We start from the raw sequence: 12,094 nt of genomic DNA on the forward strand, positions 1-12,094 counted from the left end.
CTCGCGGCGCGTCGCCTCCCGGCGACTCAGAAAACTTACAACACCGTCGGCTCGCGCCTCTCGATCCCGTAAGCCTGCTCCCCGCTCGAGCTCTCGCTCTCTGGGGCGCAGTCCAAAATCATATCACCTCAGGGGAGGCCCCCAGGGCTGACCCCGACACAACGGTTCCTTACCTCCCCTGTCCAAGGCCAGCAACCAGGTCGCAGGAGCCTCCGCAGAGCCAAGGGGGGCCAGCAGACCACCCCGGGCGGCACCACCCATCCAGGGTGGCTGGGTGCCTGGCAGCTGGGCAGGGCCTTGCTGCCCGGCCAGGGTTCCAGGGGAGCGCGGCTGCGATAAGGAACCAATCCAGGCCCAGCAGCACGGCAGAGACGGCCCATGGGTCCCCTCCGGGCGCCCTGGACGATCAAGGCCCATGGGGAACGGGGGCCGCACCCGCACAGACGGGCCCATGGACACAAAAAAAGCCGCGATAACTCGCGGCTTGAAGGAATGGGTTGGAAGGTCCGGCCGACCGTCGACTCAGAACAGACCCAGGGTGAGGGACTTATCGATCGGGAGGCAGGCGCCGATGCCCAGGTAGATGGTGAAGACGGTGCCGAAGAGGAAGGCACCCATGGCCACCGGGCGGCGGAAGGGGTTCTGGAACTTGTTGAAGCTCTCGATGAACGGGATCAGCATCAGGCCCAGGGGGATCATCGTCTGCAGAGCGATGCCCAGCAGCTTGTTGGGGACGACCCGCAGGATCTGGAACACCGGGTAGAGGTACCACTCGGGCAGGATCTCCAACGGCGTGGCGAAGGGGTCGGCCCGATCACCCAGCATCGCCGGATCCAGAACGGCCAGGCCGACCAGGCAGGCGATGGTCCCGAGGATCACCACCGGGAAGATGTAGAGCAGGTCGTTGGGCCAGGCCGGCTCACCGTAGTAGTTGTGCCCCATGCCCTTGGCCAGCTTGGCCCGCAGCTTGGGATCGGTGAGGTCAGGCTTCTTGAGGATGTGCATGGTGGGAACTCGGAGCGCTGGTGACCGGTAGGGGAAGGCTAGGCGGAGGAACGGGGTTCAGAGCGGGCCGGAGATGCCCTGCTTACGGATCATCAGGAAGTGGATCAGCATGAACACCGCCAGCAGCCAGGGCAGCACGAAGGTGTGGAGGCTGTAGAAGCGGGTGAGGGTGGACTGGCCGACGCTCTCACCGCCGCGGAGCAGCTCGACCATGAAGTCGCCGACCACGGGCACGGCGGCCGGCACGCCGCTGACGATCTTGACGGCCCAGTAACCGACCTGGTCCCAGGGGAGGGAATAGCCGGTGACGCCGAACGAAACGGTGATGACGGCCATGGTGACGCCGGTGACCCAGGTGAGCTCCCGCGGACGCTTGAAGCCTCCGGTGAGGTACACCCGGAAGACGTGCAGGATCAGCATCAGCACCATCATGCTGGCGCTCCAGCGGTGGACCGAGCGGATCAGCCAGCCGAAGCTGACGTCGGTCATGAGGTACTGGACCGAGCTGTAGGCCTCCACCACCGTGGGCTTGTAGTAGAAGGTCATCGCGAACCCGGTGGCGAACTGGATCAGAAAGCACACCAGGGTGATGCCGCCCAGGCAATAAAAAATATTGACGTGGGGGGGGACGTACTTGGCGGAGATATCGTCGGCAATGGCCTGGATCTCCAGGCGTTCCTCGAACCAGTCATAGATCGGGGACGACTTGGCGCCGGTGGACGAGTTCGCCATGCAGCGTGGGGCTTGGGTTGCGAGAGTCTACCGATCGTTCTGACCCCCCCGTGAGAGACCCGGCCCGCCGCTCCCTGCCGGCTCAATGGTTTGCAACAGGGCTGCGCCGCCGGCTGGCGCCCCTCCGGCTGCTGGTGGGGACAGGACTCTGCCTGCTGCTGTGCCTGCCGCTCGGCATGCCAGCGGCGGCGCTGGCCCTCAGCGATGCCCAGCAGCTGGTGGTGGAGGCCTGGCGGCTCGTGAACCAGAGCTACGTCGATCCAGCGCAGCTGGAGGCGGTGCAGTGGCGGCGCCTGCGCCAGAAGACACTGGAGCAGCCGATCAGCAGCTCGCTGGAGGCCTACGCGGCGATCGAAGCGATGCTGGCCCCCATCGACGACCCCTACACCCGGATGCTGCGCCCGGAGGAGTTCGCCACCCTGCGCTCCAGCACCCAGGGGCGGGTGACCGGTGTGGGACTGCAGCTGGGCCGGCGGGCGGGGGACCAGCGGATCGTGGTGATCGCCCCCCTCGACGCCTCCCCCGCCGCCGACGCCGGCATCGCGTCCGGCACCGAGATCCTGCGGGTGGACGGCACGCCGGCCGAAGAGCTGGGGCTGGAGGGCACCGCCGCCCGCCTCCGGGGACCCGCCGGCAGCGACGTGCTTGTGGCCCTGCGCGCCCCATCGGGACAGGAGAGCGAAGTGCTGCTCGATCGGCGCGAGGTGGACCTGCAGCCGGTGCGCAGCCACCGCCTGCTCAGTGACGGACACAGCCTCGGTTACCTGCGGATCACCCAGTTCAGCGAGCCGGTGCCCCAGCAGGTGCGCTCCGCCCTGGCCGCCCTGAGCGCCCCCGGGGGCGGCGGGCCGATCGAGGGGCTGATCCTGGATCTGCGCAACAACTCGGGCGGCCTGGTGGCCGCCGGGCTGGCGGTGGCCGATGGTCTGCTCGACGGGGACCCGATCGTGGAGACGCAGGACCGGGGCGGCATCGCCGATCGCCAGCAGGCGGGTCCGGGACAGCTCTATGGCGGCCCCCTGCTCACCCTGGTGAACGCCGGCACGGCCAGCGCCAGCGAGATCCTGGCCGGGGCCCTGCAGGACAGCGGCCGTTCCCGCCTGGCCGGCAGCCGCACCTTCGGCAAGGGGCTGATCCAGACCCTGATCAACCTGAGCGATGGCAGCGGCCTGGCGGTGACTGTGGCCCGCTACCTCACCCCCAGCGGCCGTGACATCCAGAACCAGGGGATCGAACCGGACGTGCTGCTGAGCCAGCCCGAGCCCCTGGAGCCCGACGGGGACGGGGACAGCTGGTTGCAGGAGGCGGCCCGGCTGCTCGTCGCCGGTCTGGCGGCCCCGGCCCCATGAGCCAGCGCACTTACCACGATCCGCTTCACGGGGCGATCCGCCTGGATCGCCAGGACCCGGCCGAGGCCCTGGCGATCGACCTGATCGACACCGCCCCCTTCCAGCGGCTGCGGCGCATCCGCCAGCTGGGGCCCGCCTACCTCACCTTCCACGGGGCGGAATCCAGCCGCTTCACCCATTCCCTCGGGGTGCTGGCGGTGGCGCGGCTGGCCCTGCAGCAGCTGGAGCGGCTCGATCCCTCCCTGTCCCGGCACCGGGACGTGCTCTATGCCGCCGCCCTGCTGCACGACGTGGGCCACGGGCCCCTCAGCCACTCCGGCGAGGAGATGTTCGGCCTGCGGCACGAGGCCTGGTCGGGCCGGCTGATCCGCGACCACCCCGCCCTGCGGGACCGCCTCGATGACGGCGCCCCGGGCCGGGCCGCCCTCGTCGCCGACCTGCTGGAGCACGGCCGCCACCCGAGCCGGGCCATCAAGGCGCTGGTGAGCAGCCAGCTGGACTGCGACCGGCTCGACTACCTGCTGCGCGACAGCTACAGCACCGGCACCCGCTACGGCCAGCTGGATCTGGAGCGGATTCTCGCCAGCCTCACCCTGGCGCCCGACGGGGATCTGGCCCTCCACCCCCGCGGCCTGATGGCGGTGGAGCACTACCTGGTGGTGCGCCATCTGATGTACAGGAGCGTCTACAACCACCGGCTCAACATCGTCTGCAACTGGCTGCTCAACCGGGTGATCAGCGTGGCTCGCCGGCTCGGCCCGGGGCAGGTCTGGGCGGACGCGACCATGGCCCGCTGGCTCTGGGAGCGAGATCAGCTCGATCTGGAGAGCTACCTGGCCAATGACGACATCCGCACGGGCTACCACCTGGTGCGCTGGCGGGAGGAGGGGCCCGAGGAGCTGGCCGACCCCTGCGGGCGGCTGCTGGAGCGGCGCCTGCCCAAGGCCACCGACGTCAGCGACTTCTCCCCGGCGGGCCGGATCGAACTGCTGGCGGTGGCCCGGGGGCTGTGCGAACGCGCCGGTCTGGTGGCGGAGGGCTGCTGCGCCCTGGAACAGCGCCAGAGCCGGGGCTATCACCCCTATTCCGGGGGCCTGCGCCTCTGGGACGGCCAGCGGCTGCAGGCCCTTGAGCAGCGCTCGCCCCTGGTGGCCAGCCTCTGCCAGACCGTCGACATGGCCTGGCTGATCCATCCGGCCCGGATCAGCGACACGCTGCGGGAGGCCCTGGCGGTGCGACGGCAGGACGACGCCGTCCGGCGGGACCTCTAGGTTCGCTGCACCGAAGGGCACCGTCGTGACAGCCGCACTGATCCAGGCGATCGATGGCCAGCAGCCCCACCTGCTGCGGCTGCCGGCCCAGGAGGGATCCGCCAGTGCCCTCGAGGAGGTGCGCTACGTCCTCGGCAGTCGCCAGCCGCCTCCGGGCCCCGTGGTGCTGGAGGCGGGCCGCTGGCTGTTGCGGCTGCCGGACCTGCGCCAGCTGCAGGAGCTGCTGGGTTCGCTGCAGCTGGAACTGGTGCGCGTCGCCAGCCGCCGGCCGGAAACCCTGGTGGCCGCCGCCGCCCTCGGCCTCGACACGGATCCGGGCGCGGGGCGGCCGACGCCATCCGCCGCAGCCCCGGGGGCAGCGGCGCCCGATCTGCTCGTGCATCGCGGCACCCTGCGGGCCGGCGACCATCTGCAGGCGGAGGGTTCGGTGCTGCTGCTGGGGGATGTGAACCCCGGCGCCCGGATCAGCGCCGCCGGCAACGTCCTGGTGTGGGGGCGGTTGCGGGGCGTCGCCCATGCCGGCGTCGGCGGGGATCGGGGGGCCCGCGTCGTGGCCCTGCAGCTGCGGCCCCTGCAGCTGCGCATCGCCGATGTGGTGGCCCGGGGGCCCGAGGGTCTGCCGCCCCCCGGTCTGGCCGAGCAGGCCCAACTGGTGGACGGGGAGATCCGCATCGATCCGGCGACGCCGGACTTCAGCGGCTGAGTGGAGATCAGCGGTTGATCAGGCCGAAGGCCCCGAGCCCGCCGGCCACCGCCATGAACCACAGCGGCGAGATCCGGGTGCGCAGCATCAGCACGCACACCAGCAGCGACACCACCACCCCGGGCGCATTGGTGTCGGCGGTCTGGAGGATCTTGACCCCCACGGCGAACAAGATGCCGAGGGTGATGGGCCCCAGGCCCCTCTCGAAGGCCACCCGCCAGGGGGAGTTCCGCAGCCGGTTCCAGCTGAGGCAGGCCACCACCATCAGCAGGGTGGAGGGCAGCAGGATGGCGATCTCGGCGCCGTAGGCGCTCAGCAGGGCCCAGCCGGGGCCTTCGGGCCAGCCGGCCCCCATGCCCAGCAGCCCCACGATCATCGAACTGGGTCCGGGGGCCGCCTCGGCCAGGGCGTAGAGGTCGGCGAACTGGGAAGGCCGCAGCCAGCAGTACTGGACGACGCTGAGGTGGTGGTACTCGGCCAGCAGGGTGTTGCCGCCCCCCAGGGAGAACAGGGACAGGCCAAGGAAGGTGCCCATCACCTGCAGCAGGTGACCGAGATCGTTGAGGCGCATGGGGGCGCAGCTGGCCGTCTCGGCGACGGCCGCCAGCAGCAGGGGCGGCATCAGCGCGGCTCTCCGGCCGGGGGCCCGGGCTGGGGCCGCCGCGGCCAGTACCAGGCCATCGCCAGGGGGCCGGCCACCAGCACCAGCGGCACCAGGCGCACATGGAAGAACGTCATCAGCACGAAGGTGACCGCCGCCAGCAGCAGGGCCACAGGATCCTTCCAGTACTCATCGAGGATCTTGAAGCCCATCGACAGGGCCATCCCCGCCGCCGCCGCCACCACCCCCGCCAGCACCCGGTCGAGGGCGGGCAGGCTGTGGAACTGGAAATACAGCAGCCCGACCGCCATCAGCAGGGTGAAGGGCACCAGCAGCATCCCGGCCAGGGCCGCCAGGGCCCCGGGCAGGCCCCGGAAGAAGGTGCCGACATAGACGGCCATGTTGATCTGGTTGGGGCCGGGGAAGAGCCGGGCCACGGTGAGCCCGGTGAGGAACTCCTCGTTGCTCATCCAGCGGCGCTGCTCGACGATGATCCGCTGGCTCCAGGCCGAGAGACCACCGCCGAAGGCGGAGAGGGCCACCATCAGCATGCCCGTGAACAGCTGTCCCAGCCCGGGCGGAGCGGCCGTCGGGGCGGGGGCGGGGAGCTCAGTCATGAACGAAATGGGGGTCCGGAGGCAGTTCCCCTTCCTCGTGGTACCTGGGATCGAGGGGATCGGGGGCGTTGTACTTCTCGGCGTTCTCCCAGTCGGTCTGGAACATCTCGCGCAGCCGGGCCACCACCTCGGGGGCGTCGCTCTCGATGCCCAGTTCGCGGCGCAGATCGAAGGCACTGCGGTCGATGTTCATCGAGCCGGTCTGGGCGAAGGCCCCATCCACCAGGATCAGCTTGGCGTGCAGCTTGGGCCGCTGCTGCCTGCGCACCTTGACGCCGAAGCGCTGCATCACCCGCAGCGAGGAGAAGGTGTCGTAGATGTCCCAGTCGCTGATGCCATGCTTGCCGCCGCACAGCACCCGCACCTTCACGCCCCGCTCCCGGGCGCTGATGATCCGCTCAAGGATCACCGCATCCACGAACTTGGGGTGCTGGATCCAGAGCGTGCGGGTGGCGGCGTCGACGATGCGGGCCATCTGTCCGCGGCTGTGGGCGCTGCTCCACACCAGCCCCACCCCCAGGTCGGGCTGGAAGAAGACGCGCTGCCAGTCGGCCTCGAAACCGGCGGTCACCTGGGCCACCACGGCGGGGTTGTAGGTGAGCACCCCGTAGTCGCGGGTCTCGGTGAAGTACTTGTCGGCCAGGTTGAAGGTGGCCACCAGGGCGGTGTGCCGGTCGACCACCATCGATTTCTCGTGGGTCACCGGGAAGGCCTCGCTGGTCCAGGCAGTGTCGATGCCCCAGCCCTGGAGGCGGGCGAAGGCCTCATCGTTCCAGCGGTCGCCGCCGGAGGTGTGGGGGTTGAGCATGACCCGCACCTCCACCCCCCGCTCCCGGGCCCGCCGCAGGGCCTCCTCCACCGCCACGGACTGCAGCTTGAACTGCTTGAGCAGCAACTGCTCGCTGGCGGTCTCGATCAGCTCGACCACCGCATCCACACCGTCGTCGGGCATCACCAGCAGCCGCTGGGGCCGGTGGGGGGCAGTGGTCATCGCAAGGTGGAGGGGATGGGCCTTTCTAGCGGCAGTTCAGGGCCTTGGCACAGCCGTTCCGCCGGGTGGGATTAGCCTGCCCCGACGCCCGTGGATGCCGTGACGTCAGCCCCCGCCCGCATCATCCTCATCTGCTCCGGCAAGGGGGGCGTCGGCAAGACGACCCTCACCGCCAACCTGGGGATCGCCCTGGCCCGGCTGGGGGAGCGCACGGTGGTGCTCGATGCCGATTTCGGCCTGCGCAACCTCGATCTGCTGCTGGGCCTGGAGAACCGCATCGTCTACACCGCCCAGGAGGTGCTGGCCGAAACCTGCCGGCTGGAGCAGGCCCTGGTGAAACACAAGCAGGAGCCCAATCTGGCCCTGCTGCCCGCCGGCAACCCCCGCATGCTCGAGTGGCTGACCCCCGAGGACATGCAGCGCATCGTCGCCATGGTGGCGGAGCGGGCCGATTTCGTGCTCATCGACTGCCCGGCCGGGATCGAGGACGGCTTCAAGAACGCCGCCGCCGCAGCCCGCGAGGCGATCGTCATCACCACCCCGGAGGTGTCGGCCGTCCGGGATGCCGACCGGGTGATCGGCCTGCTCAACACCCGCGGCGTGGCGCCGGTGCAGCTGGTGCTCAACCGGGTGCGGCCCAAGATGATGGCCAGCCAGGAGATGCTGGGTGTCGATGATGTCACCGACATCCTGGCCCTGCCCCTGGTGGGCCTGGTGGTGGAGGACGAGCAGGTGATCGTGTCCACCAACCGGGGGGAACCGCTCACCCTCAACGGCAACGGCTCCCCCGCCGCGAAGGCCTACCAGAACATCGCCCGGCGCCTGCGGGGTGAGGACGTTCCCCTGGAGGATCCCTCCAAGGTCCGCAGGGGCCTGCGCGCCCGGCTGATGAACAAGATCCGCAAGACCACCGGTCTCTTCTGAGCACCATGACGCTGTTCGATTTCCTCCAACGGTTGCTGGGGCGCCAGAAGCCCAGTGGAACCCTGGCCAAGGAGCGGCTGCAGCTGGTGCTGGCCCACGACCGCAGCGATCTCAATCCCGAGCTGCTCGAGCAGATGCGTCGCGAGATCCTCGAGGTGGTGCAGCGGTATGTGGAGATCGACCTGGAGGAAGGGGACGTGAGCCTCGAAACCGAGGACCGGGTCACCGCCCTGGTGGCCAACCTGCCGATCAAGCGGGCCCGGCCCCTGCCCGCCCTGGTGGCGGCCGCCGCCGCCGTGGGCATGGCCCAGCCCCCCGCCCTGCCCCAGGACGACGCCAGCGCCGGGGAGCCGACCCACCCCTCGGCCACCGAGCCGCCGGGGACTCCGTCCTCCGGCGACGCGCCTGCGGACTGACGGGACGCCCCCCGCCCGGCCTGCCAGGGGAACCATGGAAACAGCAATACGACGGCACGGCATGACGGACGCCTTTCCTGTGGGCATCACCCCGGCTGAGCAGCGGGTGCTCGACCTGCTGCGCCGGGGGGACAGCAACCGCCACATCGCCGCCCAGCTAGTGCTGAGTCCACGCACGGTGGAGTGCCACGTGTCCCATCTGCTGGCCAAGACCGGCTGCCGCAGCCGCACCCAGCTCCTGCTCTGGGCCCTGGCCCAGGGATAGGCTGGGCCAGGGCCCAAGGGCCCATGCCGGCTTAGCTCAGTGGTAGAGCAGCGCTTTTGTAAAGCGAAGGCCATCGGTTCAAATCCGTTAGCCGGCTTGCCAGGGGATGGGCGCAGCCGCCGCCCTTACCATCGGCCCAGCACAGCGCACGGGAGGCCATGGCGTGCCACACCTGGCTGGTGGCAGGACTGATCACCCTGCCAGGGGCCCTGGCCCAGGCCCCCCCGGGCCCGCCACCGCCGCCACCGCCGGTGTCGCCGGCCCGCTCCGGTGCCGAGATTCTGGGCCGCCCCGGCATCCGCACCCGCTACGGGGATCCCGGCGGGCCATCACCCGCGGCCGGGGGCCAGGGGCTGCCTTCCGTCGGTCCACCGGAGCGTCCCCTGACCGTTCCCGTCAACGAGAGGGTGGATTTCACCCCGACGATGGAGGAGGGCCCGTTCCAGCAACCCACCCTGCGGGGTCTGTTCCGCTGGGACCTGCAGCAACCGGCATCCCGCTGAGGGGACTCAGCCGATCGCCTGCCGGATCGACAGGAGGCCGAAGGCCAGGAACAGGCCGCCGCTGAGGCGATAAAGGACCTTCTCGCTGATCCGGCCGCCGATCCACTGGCCCGCTCCCACCGCCAGCCAGGTGACCAGGGCGTGGCCCAGAAGCGTGCCGGCCAGCAGACCGGCGAAACTGAAGGCCGGGGCCGCCGCCAGGAAGATGGTGGCGAACTGGGTGCGATCCCCGAGCTCGGCCAGGAACACGAGCACGAAGGCCTCCCAGATCACGGCGCCCGGCCCCCGGACACTGCCGTCGCTTTCGGCGGCCTCGATGGCCGCCTCGGCCTCGCTGGCCTCCTCCGTCGCGGCGTCGGCCGGAAGACGGGAGGCATCGACCAGGAGCTTCACGCCGAACCCCAGAAACAGCACCGCCGCCAGCCAGGGGACGACGGCCTGGGGCAGCCACTCCCTGAGGCCGAAACCCATGCCCAGGGACAGCAGGGTGACCAGGGTGAGGGCGGCGAAGGCCCCCAGGAACACCCAGCGGGGGCGATGGCGGGCCGCCAGGATCAGGGCCATGAAGAAGGTCTTGTCGCCCAGCTCGGCCAGGGTGATGGCCGTGAGGCTGGAGCCGAAGGCGGCCAGGCCGGGGTCACCGGTGGGGGGAAGGGTCATGGGGCGTCGGGCACGCCTCCATCGGCGCTGGACAGGGGAACGGCCGCGGGCAGGGGCGGTGCCGGGGAGTCGGTGGGGAGGCTAGGTGCCGGCCGGCCCCTGGCGGCCGGCTGGCAGGCGACGCGTCAGCAGGGGGCCATCAGAGGCCGGCGAACAGCCAGAGGCTGAGGGCCAGCAGCAGCCACCCCAGCCAACCCAGTTCGAACACAGGCGTGGCCAGATGCACCAGGGGTACCAGCAGCCAGTGGCAGAGCGACACCCCCAGCAGCACCACCAGCAGCAGCGGCAGCATCAGGCCCCCCCCGCTCCGGGCGCCGGCAGGACTCCGGCGCGGAGCACCGCCCAGGGATCGTCGCTGCGCTCCTCCCCCCGCCAGGCCAGGACGGTGCTGGCCTGGCCGGATCCCGGGGGCCAGGGCTGGGGTTCCAGCAAGGCCAGCCCGGGGAACTGGAGCGCCGCTTCCGCCGCCGTGGTGGCGGGGGGCTGGCCGGAGCGGTTGGCGCTGGTGGTGGCCAGCGGGCCTGTGAGGCGCATCAGCTCCCGCGCCGGCTCGCAGGCCGGGACACGCAGGCCGAGGCTGGTGCCGCCGGGATGGAGATGGTCGGTGAGGGCGCCGGTGACCGGCAGCACCAGGGTGACGGCCCCGGGCCAGCTGCAGCGGGCCTGCTCCAGCCAGGCCTCCTGCCAGGGCACCGCGAGGACCGCGATCAGCTGGGGCAGGTCGGCCCCCATCAGGATCAGCGGCTTGTCGGCGGGCCGCTGCTTGAGGCGCCAGATCAGGGACGCCGCTTCTGGCCGGCAGGCCAGGGCCGGCAGGGTGTCGGTGGGGAACAGGACGGCCTCCCCGGCCGCCACACGCCTGGCCAGATCGGCGGGACCATTCATTGGGCCACGGGCCTCCAGGCGCTGGCGAAACGGGCCCGGCCCTCCAGGTCGGGGTGGACCCCGGGGCGCTCCAGACCGGCGGCCCGCAGCAGCTCGCCGACCGCCTCGCTCTGGTCGTGGTGGTGCTCCAGCAGCAGCAGGCCGCCAGGGGCCAGGGCCTGCACGGCACCGGCCACGATCGACCGGATGGCCAGAAGCCCATCGGGGCCGCCGTCAAGAGCCAGGTGAGGTTCGTGATCCCGCACAACCGGCTCCAGCCCGTCCAGGGTGGCGCTGGGGATGTAGGGGGGGTTGCTCAGCACCAGATCCAGCCCGCCCCACCAGGGCTGCAACGGCTGCCACCAGTCGCCCGCCAGCAGGGAAACCTGGCCCTGGAGGTCCCAGCGGCCGAGGTTGGCCCTGGCCTGGGGGAGGGCCTCGGCGCTGACCTCGACGGCGAAACCACGGCTGGCGGGAAGGCTGCGGGCCAGGGCGATGGCCAGACAGCCGGAGCCGGTGCCCAGGTCGGCCCAGCAGGAGATGGTGGGGGCCTCTCGTCGCAGCTCCAGGGCAAGATCCACCATCAGCTCCGTTTCCTGACGGGGGATCAGCACGCCGGGGGCCACCGGCAGTTCCAGGTCGCGCCAGGGGCAACGGCCCACCAGGTACTGCAGGGGCTCGTGGGTGCACCGGTGCCGGTGCCAGAGGGCTTCGAGCGCCTCCAGCGGGCGATCGAGCCGGAGGGTGGCCTGCGGGTGGCACCAGAGCGACTGCAGCTGGCTCCAGCGCAGCCCGCCGCCCAGATCCAGGAGCCAGTCGAGGTCGGAGGCGGCGCCGCCTCGGGCCAGCAGGCGGCGACGCCAATCCAGCAGCTCCGATCCCGTGACCGTCAGGGCCCCGGACCCGGGCGCCGGGGAGGCGGGGATCGGGGCTGGGATCGGGACGGTGCCGGCCTGGGAAACCATGGGGGGAGCCTAATCAGGGGCGTCAGTCTCAGCAGGGACGCCAGCAGAGGCCCGCCTCGGCCCGCAGCCGCCCGGCCAGCTCCAGCTCCAGCAGCCGGGGCATCAGCTCGGCCATGGGGCGATCGAGGGCCAGGCTCAGCTGCTCGAGGCTGGCGCCGCCACCCACCGCCGCCAGCAGCCCTTCGGCCGCCATCGCACCGGCGTCCGCCGGCCGGGTGTGGGCGGGCT

At 71.1% G+C, this 12,094-nt stretch carries 16 protein-coding genes, 1 tRNA gene and 1 pseudogene; 8 read left to right on the top strand and 10 right to left on the bottom strand.

The genetic code is table 11. From position 1 onward, the window contains the following. Positions 1-522 precede the first annotated feature (522 nt). Together petD and petB are read right to left on the bottom strand one after the other, a co-directional pair. Positions 523-1,005 carry a cytochrome b6-f complex subunit IV gene (gene petD / locus KBY81_RS14720; RefSeq protein WP_015109204.1) on the bottom strand — a complete coding sequence of 161 codons (483 nt, stop codon included), beginning with the start codon at positions 1,003-1,005 and terminating at the stop codon, positions 523-525. A gap of 57 nt (positions 1,006-1,062) precedes the next feature. Further along, the gene (gene petB / locus KBY81_RS14725) at positions 1,063-1,737 is read right to left on the bottom strand and encodes a cytochrome b6 (RefSeq protein ID WP_015109205.1); all 675 of its coding nucleotides are present in this window, start codon (positions 1,735-1,737) and stop codon (positions 1,063-1,065) included. Positions 1,738-1,787: 50 nt separating this feature from the next. Here petB and ctpZ point away from each other — a divergent pair, with 50 nt between their 5' ends. From ctpZ to minC, 3 genes are read left to right on the top strand one after another with little or no spacing between them, the layout of a single operon-like run. After that, positions 1,788-3,086, top strand: a complete 1,299-nt coding sequence (ctpZ, locus tag KBY81_RS14730; RefSeq protein WP_254976898.1) for a carboxyl-terminal processing protease CtpZ — start codon at positions 1,788-1,790, stop codon at positions 3,084-3,086. Further along, complete coding sequence (locus tag KBY81_RS14735; protein ID WP_254976899.1) at positions 3,083-4,357, top strand: HD domain-containing protein; 1,275 nt, start codon at positions 3,083-3,085, stop codon at positions 4,355-4,357. Before ctpZ ends, KBY81_RS14735 begins: the two co-directional genes overlap by 4 nt. 25 nt (positions 4,358-4,382) lie before the next feature. Further along, positions 4,383-5,060, top strand: a complete 678-nt coding sequence (gene minC / locus KBY81_RS14740) for a septum site-determining protein MinC (protein WP_254976900.1) — start codon at positions 4,383-4,385, stop codon at positions 5,058-5,060. Between the two features lie 7 nt (positions 5,061-5,067). Here the strand turns inward: minC and KBY81_RS14745 are convergent, their stop codons facing one another. Genes KBY81_RS14745 through KBY81_RS14755 form a run of 3 tightly spaced genes read right to left on the bottom strand, consistent with a single transcriptional unit; the run spans position 5,068 to position 7,269 of the window. After that, positions 5,068-5,682 carry a chromate transporter gene (locus KBY81_RS14745; protein ID WP_106221969.1) on the bottom strand — a complete coding sequence of 205 codons (615 nt, stop codon included), beginning with the start codon at positions 5,680-5,682 and terminating at the stop codon, positions 5,068-5,070. Then, complete coding sequence (locus KBY81_RS14750) at positions 5,682-6,278, bottom strand: chromate transporter (RefSeq protein WP_254976901.1); 597 nt, start codon at positions 6,276-6,278, stop codon at positions 5,682-5,684. Before KBY81_RS14750 ends, KBY81_RS14745 begins: the two co-directional genes overlap by 1 nt. Continuing rightward, the gene (locus tag KBY81_RS14755; protein ID WP_254976902.1) at positions 6,271-7,269 is read right to left on the bottom strand and encodes a phosphatidylserine/phosphatidylglycerophosphate/cardiolipin synthase family protein; all 999 of its coding nucleotides are present in this window, start codon (positions 7,267-7,269) and stop codon (positions 6,271-6,273) included. The genes KBY81_RS14750 and KBY81_RS14755 overlap by 8 nt, the downstream gene beginning before the upstream one ends. A gap of 90 nt (positions 7,270-7,359) precedes the next feature. Here KBY81_RS14755 and minD point away from each other — a divergent pair, with 90 nt between their 5' ends. The 5 genes from minD (at position 7,360) to KBY81_RS14780 (ending at position 9,377) form a co-directional block, all read left to right on the top strand. After that, the gene (minD, locus tag KBY81_RS14760) at positions 7,360-8,193 is read left to right on the top strand and encodes a septum site-determining protein MinD (RefSeq protein WP_181280160.1); all 834 of its coding nucleotides are present in this window, start codon (positions 7,360-7,362) and stop codon (positions 8,191-8,193) included. Positions 8,194-8,198: 5 nt separating this feature from the next. After that, the gene (gene minE / locus KBY81_RS14765; RefSeq protein WP_254976903.1) at positions 8,199-8,609 is read left to right on the top strand and encodes a cell division topological specificity factor MinE; all 411 of its coding nucleotides are present in this window, start codon (positions 8,199-8,201) and stop codon (positions 8,607-8,609) included. Between the two features lie 61 nt (positions 8,610-8,670). Then, entirely contained in the window at positions 8,671-8,874 is a 204-nt protein-coding gene (locus tag KBY81_RS14770; RefSeq protein ID WP_106221960.1) for a response regulator transcription factor, read from the top strand. 25 nt (positions 8,875-8,899) lie between these two features. Next, positions 8,900-8,971, top strand: a tRNA-Thr gene (locus KBY81_RS14775). A gap of 61 nt (positions 8,972-9,032) precedes the next feature. Then, entirely contained in the window at positions 9,033-9,377 is a 345-nt protein-coding gene (locus KBY81_RS14780; RefSeq protein ID WP_106221958.1) for a hypothetical protein, read from the top strand. Between the two features lie 6 nt (positions 9,378-9,383). On the opposite strand, the gene KBY81_RS14785 is transcribed toward KBY81_RS14780, so the two are convergent. From KBY81_RS14785 to KBY81_RS14805, 5 genes and pseudogenes are all read right to left on the bottom strand, one after another. Next, the gene (locus KBY81_RS14785; RefSeq protein WP_106221956.1) at positions 9,384-10,037 is read right to left on the bottom strand and encodes a TMEM165/GDT1 family protein; all 654 of its coding nucleotides are present in this window, start codon (positions 10,035-10,037) and stop codon (positions 9,384-9,386) included. Between the two features lie 139 nt (positions 10,038-10,176). Then, positions 10,177-10,329 carry a hypothetical protein gene (locus tag KBY81_RS14790; protein WP_254976904.1) on the bottom strand — a complete coding sequence of 51 codons (153 nt, stop codon included), beginning with the start codon at positions 10,327-10,329 and terminating at the stop codon, positions 10,177-10,179. Further along, positions 10,329-10,922: an L-threonylcarbamoyladenylate synthase gene (locus tag KBY81_RS14795; RefSeq protein WP_254976905.1), complete on the bottom strand. Its 594-nt coding sequence runs from the start codon at positions 10,920-10,922 to the stop codon at positions 10,329-10,331. Before KBY81_RS14795 ends, KBY81_RS14790 begins: the two co-directional genes overlap by 1 nt. Beyond that, positions 10,919-11,866, bottom strand: coding sequence for a peptide chain release factor N(5)-glutamine methyltransferase (gene prmC / locus KBY81_RS14800; protein ID WP_254976906.1), 948 nt, complete (start codon positions 11,864-11,866; stop codon positions 10,919-10,921). The genes KBY81_RS14795 and prmC overlap by 4 nt, the downstream gene beginning before the upstream one ends. A 28-nt stretch (positions 11,867-11,894) precedes the next feature. Continuing rightward, a pseudogene (locus KBY81_RS14805) lies at positions 11,895-12,094 on the bottom strand (DNA-processing protein DprA); the annotation flags it as partial.

Source organism: Cyanobium sp. Lug-B (assembly GCF_024345635.1).
GTDB lineage: Bacteria > Cyanobacteriota > Cyanobacteriia > PCC-6307 > Cyanobiaceae > Cyanobium > Cyanobium minutissimum.

Coding starts and splice junctions, on each gene's coding strand:
- petD (WP_015109204.1), bottom strand. CDS start 1,005: ATGCACATCCTCAAGAAGCCTGACCTCACCGATCCCAAGCTGCGGGCC.
- petB (WP_015109205.1), bottom strand. CDS start 1,737: ATGGCGAACTCGTCCACCGGCGCCAAGTCGTCCCCGATCTATGACTGG.
- KBY81_RS14735 (WP_254976899.1), top strand. CDS start 3,083: ATGAGCCAGCGCACTTACCACGATCCGCTTCACGGGGCGATCCGCCTG.
- KBY81_RS14745 (WP_106221969.1), bottom strand. CDS start 5,682: ATGCCGCCCCTGCTGCTGGCGGCCGTCGCCGAGACGGCCAGCTGCGCC.
- KBY81_RS14750 (WP_254976901.1), bottom strand. CDS start 6,278: ATGACTGAGCTCCCCGCCCCCGCCCCGACGGCCGCTCCGCCCGGGCTG.
- KBY81_RS14755 (WP_254976902.1), bottom strand. CDS start 7,269: ATGACCACTGCCCCCCACCGGCCCCAGCGGCTGCTGGTGATGCCCGAC.
- minE (WP_254976903.1), top strand. CDS start 8,199: ATGACGCTGTTCGATTTCCTCCAACGGTTGCTGGGGCGCCAGAAGCCC.
- KBY81_RS14770 (WP_106221960.1), top strand. CDS start 8,671: ATGACGGACGCCTTTCCTGTGGGCATCACCCCGGCTGAGCAGCGGGTG.
- KBY81_RS14780 (WP_106221958.1), top strand. CDS start 9,033: ATGGCGTGCCACACCTGGCTGGTGGCAGGACTGATCACCCTGCCAGGG.
- KBY81_RS14785 (WP_106221956.1), bottom strand. CDS start 10,037: ATGACCCTTCCCCCCACCGGTGACCCCGGCCTGGCCGCCTTCGGCTCC.
- KBY81_RS14790 (WP_254976904.1), bottom strand. CDS start 10,329: ATGCTGCCGCTGCTGCTGGTGGTGCTGCTGGGGGTGTCGCTCTGCCAC.
- KBY81_RS14795 (WP_254976905.1), bottom strand. CDS start 10,922: ATGAATGGTCCCGCCGATCTGGCCAGGCGTGTGGCGGCCGGGGAGGCC.
- prmC (WP_254976906.1), bottom strand. CDS start 11,866: ATGGTTTCCCAGGCCGGCACCGTCCCGATCCCAGCCCCGATCCCCGCC.